At 54.2% G+C, this 7243-nt stretch carries 8 protein-coding genes and 1 pseudogene; 7 read left to right on the top strand and 2 right to left on the bottom strand.

Annotated features, from left to right (window positions below):
- Positions 1-84: 84 nt before the first annotated feature.
- The 4 genes from Q1A75_RS14185 (at position 85) to Q1A75_RS14170 (ending at position 2647) form a co-directional block, all read left to right on the top strand.
- Positions 85-405: an H-NS histone family protein gene (locus Q1A75_RS14185; protein ID WP_299549937.1), complete on the top strand. Its 321-nt coding sequence runs from the start codon at positions 85-87 to the stop codon at positions 403-405.
- 562 nt (positions 406-967) lie between these two features.
- Positions 968-1195 carry a helix-turn-helix transcriptional regulator gene (locus Q1A75_RS14180; protein ID WP_299549940.1) on the top strand — a complete coding sequence of 76 codons (228 nt, stop codon included), beginning with the start codon at positions 968-970 and terminating at the stop codon, positions 1193-1195.
- Between the two features lie 81 nt (positions 1196-1276).
- Positions 1277-1714 carry a hypothetical protein gene (locus tag Q1A75_RS14175; RefSeq protein ID WP_299549943.1) on the top strand — a complete coding sequence of 146 codons (438 nt, stop codon included), beginning with the start codon at positions 1277-1279 and terminating at the stop codon, positions 1712-1714.
- 231 nt (positions 1715-1945) lie between these two features.
- Entirely contained in the window at positions 1946-2647 is a 702-nt protein-coding gene (locus Q1A75_RS14170; protein WP_299549946.1) for a helix-turn-helix domain-containing protein, read from the top strand.
- A 161-nt stretch (positions 2648-2808) separates the two neighbouring features.
- Here the strand turns inward: Q1A75_RS14170 and Q1A75_RS14165 are convergent, their stop codons facing one another.
- The gene (locus Q1A75_RS14165) at positions 2809-3531 is read right to left on the bottom strand and encodes a tyrosine-type recombinase/integrase (protein WP_299549949.1); all 723 of its coding nucleotides are present in this window, start codon (positions 3529-3531) and stop codon (positions 2809-2811) included.
- A gap of 314 nt (positions 3532-3845) precedes the next feature.
- On the opposite strand from Q1A75_RS14165, the gene Q1A75_RS14160 reads away from it, so the two are divergent.
- Positions 3846-4100: a hypothetical protein gene (locus Q1A75_RS14160; protein WP_299549952.1), complete on the top strand. Its 255-nt coding sequence runs from the start codon at positions 3846-3848 to the stop codon at positions 4098-4100.
- A 275-nt stretch (positions 4101-4375) separates the two neighbouring features.
- A pseudogene (locus Q1A75_RS14155) lies at positions 4376-4999 on the top strand (transposase); the annotation flags it as partial.
- Between the two features lie 181 nt (positions 5000-5180).
- On the opposite strand, the gene Q1A75_RS14150 reads toward Q1A75_RS14155, so the two are convergent.
- Positions 5181-5861, bottom strand: a complete 681-nt coding sequence (locus Q1A75_RS14150; RefSeq protein ID WP_299549955.1) for a GntR family transcriptional regulator — start codon at positions 5859-5861, stop codon at positions 5181-5183.
- 379 nt (positions 5862-6240) lie between these two features.
- On the opposite strand from Q1A75_RS14150, the gene Q1A75_RS14145 reads away from it, so the two are divergent.
- Entirely contained in the window at positions 6241-7224 is a 984-nt protein-coding gene (locus tag Q1A75_RS14145) for a TRAP transporter substrate-binding protein (protein ID WP_299549958.1), read from the top strand.
- Positions 7225-7243 lie beyond the last annotated feature (19 nt).

Here is a 7243-nt window from a genome sequence, read left to right as displayed (position 1 = left end):
TTGGTGGCCACGATGAGCAACAAACCCTCTCTTAGCAAATACCGCTATTTGGACCCATAGGCGCTGACGTCAGACAGACAAACTATGAAGGACATAAATTGGGACGCGCTTTCGCTGGACGAGCTGAAGGACATTCAGAAGAAAGCGACTAAGGCCATCGAGAGCTTTGAGGCACGTAAGCGCAAGGAAGCGCTGGCAGCCGTAGAAGCAAAAGCGGCAGAGATGGGCTTCAGCCTGAGCGAGTTGACTGGCGGCACAAAAACCAAAAGTACTAAATCAGCACCCAAATACTGCCACCCCGAAAATCCGGCCAAAACCTGGACTGGCAAAGGCCGCCAACCCAACTGGGTCAAGGAGGCGCTTGCAAATGGCAAAACGCTCGAAGACCTTTTGATCGTTAAGTAAAGTCAAAAAGGGGCGGATCGCCAAGTGGGCCTCTTTCACTTCTATGGAGTGACTTAAAGCACTAGTTCGGACCACGCGTGGATTGTGCAACATGTTCGTTGTTTGGCAGCTGCTCGTAAAGCTACCGTCTGAAAAAATTCGATGATCGATTGCTTCGCCACGTCGATGACTTTCACAATGCGTTGGCTCCTAGCCACCACCCTTGCCAAGTGGCGCAATATGTCCTGCGCTGAAAGATTTATGTTTGGGACGCGTATACTAGGTATCCAGCCTCGGCTAGTTCAGCCGCTCTCCGGGGCTTAGAAGCATCAGTCGCGAGATGTTGCTGAGCCCTGTTCTTTCGTCTTTGCAGAGACAAACACGCTGTTGCCAATGTTCGTTGGTTGCCGGACCCATTAGGGGTCCGGTTCCGCGCACCCGCACTGCACGATATGTTCGTCCTGAAATGCACGCTCCCGCCGAACCCATAATGTCAGACCATACCTTGCCTGCTAGATACAGGCTCCTTGGCAACATAGACTGAGTATCCTCGCCACGAGGATTTAATCAGTAAGTACAAAGTATGAGTTCTCAATTTGCCCTCGACTTGCGCTCAGCGCGCAAGAAAGCGGGCTATACCCAAGACGATCTAGCACATCTTCTTGATACACATCAGACGGTGGTCTCACAGCTGGAACACGGCAAACGCCGCCCCAGCTTGATCGAGATCATCGATCTGTCGCTCGTTTATGGTCGTTCTTTCGAAAGCTTTTTTGCGGAGGTGAGGCGTTGGCGCTGGCCGAGGAAGTGATCTTCGGTCCACCGCACTGACAACGACGTAGAACCGCCGACACGCGAGACGATCCACATCCACGACCATAAGCTGGTTGCTTTGGATTCCATTGTCGCGGAGACGAACGGGGCCAACCTGCTAATCGCCTACGAGTTCCAGTTTGACCAGGACCGCATTCAGAAGAAGTACCCGAAAGCCAAAATCGCAACCGACCCAGGCGTACTTGATGCGTGGAACCGGGGCGAAGTGCAGATGATGCTGACGCACCCTGCGAGCATCGGCCACGGCATGAACCTCCAATTCGGGGGCCACCACCTTGTCTGGTACGGCCTCAACTCGAGTCTCGAACTGTTCCAGCAGTTCAACGCGCGACTTCCTCGCCCCGGTCAGTCGTCCAACTATGTGATGTGCCACATGATTTTGACACGTGGAACTTTCGATGAGCGCCTGATGACGGTCCTCGAAGACCGGGGCGCGACTCAAGATCGAATCACCGAAGCGGTGAAACTTCACCTTTTGGAGGCGAAAGGCGCCTAACTTTTGCCATATTCAACCTAAAGTCAACCCGCTGTTTATGTTGAAGTAACCAAATCTCCACAAAAATTCTCGATATGTAGCTAGAAGTTGCCTATCAACTACCAAGTTTAGGCGAATACAACCCCCGGGCGAGGACTCGCGCGGTAAAACTTCTTGCTCAAAGGTTAGTATTCCACATATGAGTGAAAGAACGAGGCAACCAATTCGTTGTCCAATTTAGGAGTGGAATAAGTGGCTGATACAACCGAAGAATTTGCGCATCGCTTCAATCGCGCAGTAGAGGGGCATCCCCTCGCGCCGCCGTCGCCACACGGTCGGCAAGCCTGGGTCTTGGAAAAACTCCAGAAAGAGACCGGGCTGACAGTCTCAGCCAACACTATGTCCAAGTGGTTTCACGGCACAGCCCGCCCACGCCCTGACAATATCCGCAAGATCGCGCGGGTTCTCCAGGTGGACGAAGTTTGGCTGACAATGGGAAAGACGCCCGCCCAGCAGCAGGCGGCGACCATGCCCGGGTCTGAGCGCGCCAAAGGCGCAGCGCTGCTGGTCGCGGGTTTGATTGAGATGGCGGGCGGACGGGTTACATTCCCGGGCAAGGATCAGGCCCCGGTCGATCTCCAGGTCAACATGAACGGCGACCAATTCAACGCCGTCGTCGTGGTGCTTTCGGAGCAAGCGGGCGTCAGCAGTTGCGTCGTGCCAGAGCCAGTCGGTGACGCTCGTATCCTCGCGGTTGGTTGCCACCCAAGCGCGGCACCGTCGTCCACCGCCAGCCTGACCATACACGATCTGACGGACGTTACCCGTCAGACGCTCGGCGGGTTCTCCGTTATCCAGCTAGAGGGTCGCCCAGAGGGCCGGTACAAAGCGCCGGGGGTATCTCGTTTGCTGACACCGTTGGAGTCCGTGGAGAAGATTGCAGACCCGGTGTGAAATAGAGACATTTACCCAATAGGATAAAAATCACCTTTTGGGTAAAACGTCTCTAAAGTGTCTCAAGAGTAGATTTCTGTAGTGCTAAGTATTTGAAAGTAAACAATTCAGGTTCCGCCCCCGGGCACCATATAACTCTCTGATATTATTGAGTTTACTGCTCATCTTTGATCCTTACTTTGGTCAGGTTTGACGCTTTTCGGCGAAGGTTTGACAATCCTCGCGCGTCTTTCGTTTTCTTTTTCCAGAGTTGCCATGGTTTCGCGGTTCTTTTCGGCGAGGTTTGTCGAACGAGAATAGTGCCGTGCCATAGAGGGTGTTTTCTGTCCTAGAAGGTCGGCGATGCGGCGTTCATCGAAGCCAGCTTCGCGAAGTGTGGTGGCTACCGTGTGTCGCAACCCTTTGAGCGTCAGGCCTGGCTCGATCAGTCCTTCTTCCTCAAGCTTGATCTTGAAACGGTGCCAAACCGTTGAAAAGCCATTGTAGGTCCATGCTTCACCGCGTGAGCTGGCAAGAACAGTTTCGGCCTCATGATTGGGAAACAAGTCTAACGCCGCCTGCAATGTTGCGCTGATCGGAATAGCGACTTCTTCGCCCGTCTTGCCGCGCACGCCCCAGATCGTATCTTCGTCAATCTGATCTTTGCGCAGCTTGAGCGCGTCTGTCGGATCAAGGCCAGTGTTCATCATCAGAGCAAGAGCTACACGCACATGCGGCTTGCCGAGCGGATCGATGTCCTCAGAGCCGCAGTCGTGCTGAAGAAGCTCTCGAGGGTGCTGCCTGCCACTCTCATTCCAATACTGGGCAGGAAGGAAAGATATGACCCAAATGAAAACCGAAGCCGAAATCCTCTCGAGCAAGATCGACGCGATGCGAGAAGACATCCGCTGTCTCCTACCGATCCAACAAAACCTTCGCCGGAGTTGTAGCTTGGCGCATGCTATGGGGTATGACCCGTTGCAAACCTGCCGTAACTTCACGACAATCTCTTCGGGCTTCGGTCTCTTTGTTGCCATCTATGGGCCTCCGCTGTCCTAAACATAGGGACCGACCACTCAAGTGGGGGAGGCTCAGCACGATACTGTCAGCTATCTACGCATTGTTACCAGAACCAAGGTAGACTATCGTCATTGAGCAAAAAAAACGAGGACGAGTTTTATTGAAACACTCGGTTCCAACACGTCGTAATCCGTATGAGATGGTAGAAGAAGCATTTGCTTCCGGCTGGCATGGCGTAGACACAATCCCGCTGAAAGGTGAGGGCGATTTTCTGGTGTTAACGCTTTCTGGGTTGATTAGACTTGCGAGAAACCGAAGAGACTATCGCAAGATACGCAAAGCTGACGGCTATGGCCCAATGCGTCTGACTGTGAATGCCGTAGAGAGCGGCAACTATCTTGGCGCCATTGCATGGAAAAGGTCGGAGACGCCGTCAGATACACCAAGCAACTGATAAGCGATCTCGCCCTCACGGCCGCGCCCAAATATTCACGTTGGTTGGCCCATGTTGCCGCCACCAATGGCACAGCCCTTGTCTTCCGACGCCCTTGCAACAGGACATCCTCCGTCTGTTCTGGTCGGGTGACGTTGAGTGTAACAGCGTTGCTTAGGCAATGGACGATCGCAATGCTTCATTGAAAGTATGAGACGCCCCTAGTTTACTACGGTCAGGCCCCATTGGTTTTCGGCTGATGGCGTGCTTCACGGCTGTAAGAACAAAAAGTGGACATGTTTGATCTTTTCTGGTTGTCTGACGTGCAGATGGCGCGTCTTGAGCCCTGCCTCCCGAAGCCCCCTGGCAAGCCTCGCGTTGACGACGGGCGGGTGTTGAGTGGGATTATCTTCGTTAATCGCCATGGCTTACGTTGACGCGGTGCTCCCAAGGAATACGGCCCCCACAAGATGCTCTACAAACGTTGGAAGCGGCGGCGCGATAAAGGCATCTTCGCCCAGATAATGGTCGGTCTGGCAGGGAGCCATGGGGAAGAGAAGACCGTGATAATCCCTCTCGGGATATTGCTGTGCAACACCCTGCCGGTCAGTGGGTTAGTGATTATATCGAAGCCAGGGCTCTGCCAAGCAGCTTGCCGAATGCTGCTTGGCGACCGTGGCTGTTACACAGATCGGTTCAGAGAAGCGTTGAAAGACAAAGGGATACCGGCCTGTATCTTGGGCCGAAAACAGCGCTATAAGGCCGTCAGATATGACAAACATCGCTAAAAACGTCGTAATCGTATCGAAATCATGTTTGGCAGGCTCAAGCATTGGCGGCGTGTCGCAACCCGATACGACAGATGCCCAAAGGCGTTCCTGTCCACAATCGCACTCGCGGCAACTGTCATAAATTGGCTATCAGTCCTGAGCCTTGATACTGAGATAAGTCGGCTTTGCACGGTGTTCTTATGTCCATTCTGTAGCCACACACGCACCAAACATATCGCTTTCGTCTGCCAGAGAAGACACCGGTACACATCCAAAGCATTCGAAAAGTCGCGTTCGGGACCGGAACAAGGGCTTTGATCTGCGAAAGGCGCTATTCGTCGAAATAGCCCTTATGCGTGGTGTAGATCGCGTCGATGATCGGGTCGAGACGGTTGAGGTGCTGGCGTAAGATTCGATCTGCGGCACCTGCATCCCGTCCAAGCAGTGCTTTCACCAGCCCGTCGTGATCTTCGTACAGTGTTTCCATCGCTTCGATGCTGGTCAGGGACAACATGCACAGCCGGTCGACCTGAGCCTTGTTGGCGGCAATCATCTCGAACGCAAAGGGGCGCTGCGCGGACCGGCAAAGCAGACGGTGAAACTCATAGTCCAGATCATGGAATGCCTTTGTGTCTTCTTTGGCAATTGCATCCCGCTGGGCGCGCAGGCTGGCCTTGAGATCGGCGTCGATCGCAACATCACGCGATTGGGTTGCGCTGCGCACCACTTCAAGCTCGATCGCGGCGCGCACAAACCGCGCATTCGCAATCAGATCCCGCGAGAACGGTCTAACAATTGTTGCCCGCTGGGGCCGGATCAACAGCAAGTTCAGATTCGCAAGCCGAGTAAAGGCCTCGCGGACAGGTTGGCGTGAATACCCGAAGGATTTTGCGACTTCAGTTTCCGAAATCTTTGTGCCGGGAAGCAAATCAAGCCCGACGATCCGGGCGTATAATTCCTCAAAGATGCGGTCTGTGCTTGTAACACGATCAATGGTCTCTGTGGATGCCATATGTGAAGTCTTTCCGAAATTCGTCGGGGGCATTGTGCCGAAGATACGCAGGTTGGAAACCCCTAGATTTTGCATACCAGGCGGATGAGGAAACGGCGTCTGATTTGTGGAGAAATATCATTTTTCGGCAAAATGTAAACTTTATTGTTGACTAGTATCCAAGTTTTCGTGTTGCTTGTTCCCACTTCAGGAAGGAACAGGACCACAGTGTCGACAAGGATGAAGTCTCGTGAGGTCTCGGAACGGCCGGCAAGCGGACATTTCCGTACAGACCCGCGCGATGATCTATTCGCTGGTACACCTGCGCCTTCCACCATGGTGTCCGTCTGAGGAGGGCGGCAGCCGCAAAAGAAGACCAGAACATGAACGGGAGGCTCATATGTTTAACTTTTCACTAAAGGCAGCGACCGCTGCCGCTGTCCTGATCGGCAGCATGTCCGCCGTACAGGCTGATGTAACCCTGCGGGGTGCGAGCATGTTCGATGAGGACCATGCCTTTACCCAGACACTGCGGGAGTTCGAACGTCTCGTCGCAGACAAATATGACGGCGATGTTGCATTCGATCTGCGTCTAAACGGGGAACTGGGTGTCGAATCCGACTACGTGACCTACCTGAACCAAGGGGTTGCGGTGGATTACACGATCCTCGCACCGTCCAACATGGCTGTCTTTTCGGATTCGGTCCCATTGATGGACATGCCTTTCCTGTTCCGTGACCTCGATCACTGGAATGCGGTTTTGTCATCGGACGCCCTGCAACCCCTCGAAGACGACCTGCGCGAAGCGGCTGGTATCGTCATTGTGGGCTACCACGGTGGCGGCGTACGCAACCTTGCCTCTGCCGAACCGATCACCAACATGGAAGAACTGGCCGGTCACCGGATGCGTGTTATGGGCGCGCCGATTCAGGCACAGACATTCTCGGCCGTGGGCGCCGCGCCGTCGGCCATCGCATACAATGAAGTCTACAATGCGATCCAGACAGGTGTGATCGCGGGTTTCGAAAATGAGGCCGCGTCGATCCAGAACCTGAAATTCTACGAAGTTGCACCGCATATCTCGTTGACGCAGCACACTATCACGGTGCGTCCAATCGTGATGTCGGCCAAGATATTTGACGGTCTGCCTACGGACCTTCAGACCGCGATCATGGAAGCAGGGGCAGAAGCCGGTGCGTTTGGTCGTGCGCTGGAAAGCGGACAGGACGGTGAAAAGCTGCAGGCCATGGCGGATGCAGGCCAGATCGAGGTTCACGACTTCGCAGGGCGCGAAGCCATGCTTGAACTGGTACAGCCGGTACAGGATGCTTATGCCGCCGAGCTGGGCGCGACAGAACTTCTTGAGCGCATCCGCGGGATGTAATCCTTTTTGGTGGGCGGCA

The sequence above is a fragment of the uncultured Tateyamaria sp. genome, from assembly GCF_947504105.1.
Classification (GTDB): Bacteria; Pseudomonadota; Alphaproteobacteria; order Rhodobacterales; family Rhodobacteraceae; genus Tateyamaria.
This window is presented reverse-complemented; position numbering and strand designations above follow the sequence as displayed.

Coding starts and splice junctions, on each gene's coding strand:
- Q1A75_RS14185 (WP_299549937.1), top strand. CDS start 85: ATGAAGGACATAAATTGGGACGCGCTTTCGCTGGACGAGCTGAAGGAC.
- Q1A75_RS14180 (WP_299549940.1), top strand. CDS start 968: ATGAGTTCTCAATTTGCCCTCGACTTGCGCTCAGCGCGCAAGAAAGCG.
- Q1A75_RS14165 (WP_299549949.1), bottom strand. CDS start 3,531: ATGTCTTCTCGCATCGCGTCGATCTTGCTCGAGAGGATTTCGGCTTCG.
- Q1A75_RS14160 (WP_299549952.1), top strand. CDS start 3,846: ATGGTAGAAGAAGCATTTGCTTCCGGCTGGCATGGCGTAGACACAATC.
- Q1A75_RS14150 (WP_299549955.1), bottom strand. CDS start 5,861: ATGGCATCCACAGAGACCATTGATCGTGTTACAAGCACAGACCGCATC.
- Q1A75_RS14145 (WP_299549958.1), top strand. CDS start 6,241: ATGTTTAACTTTTCACTAAAGGCAGCGACCGCTGCCGCTGTCCTGATC.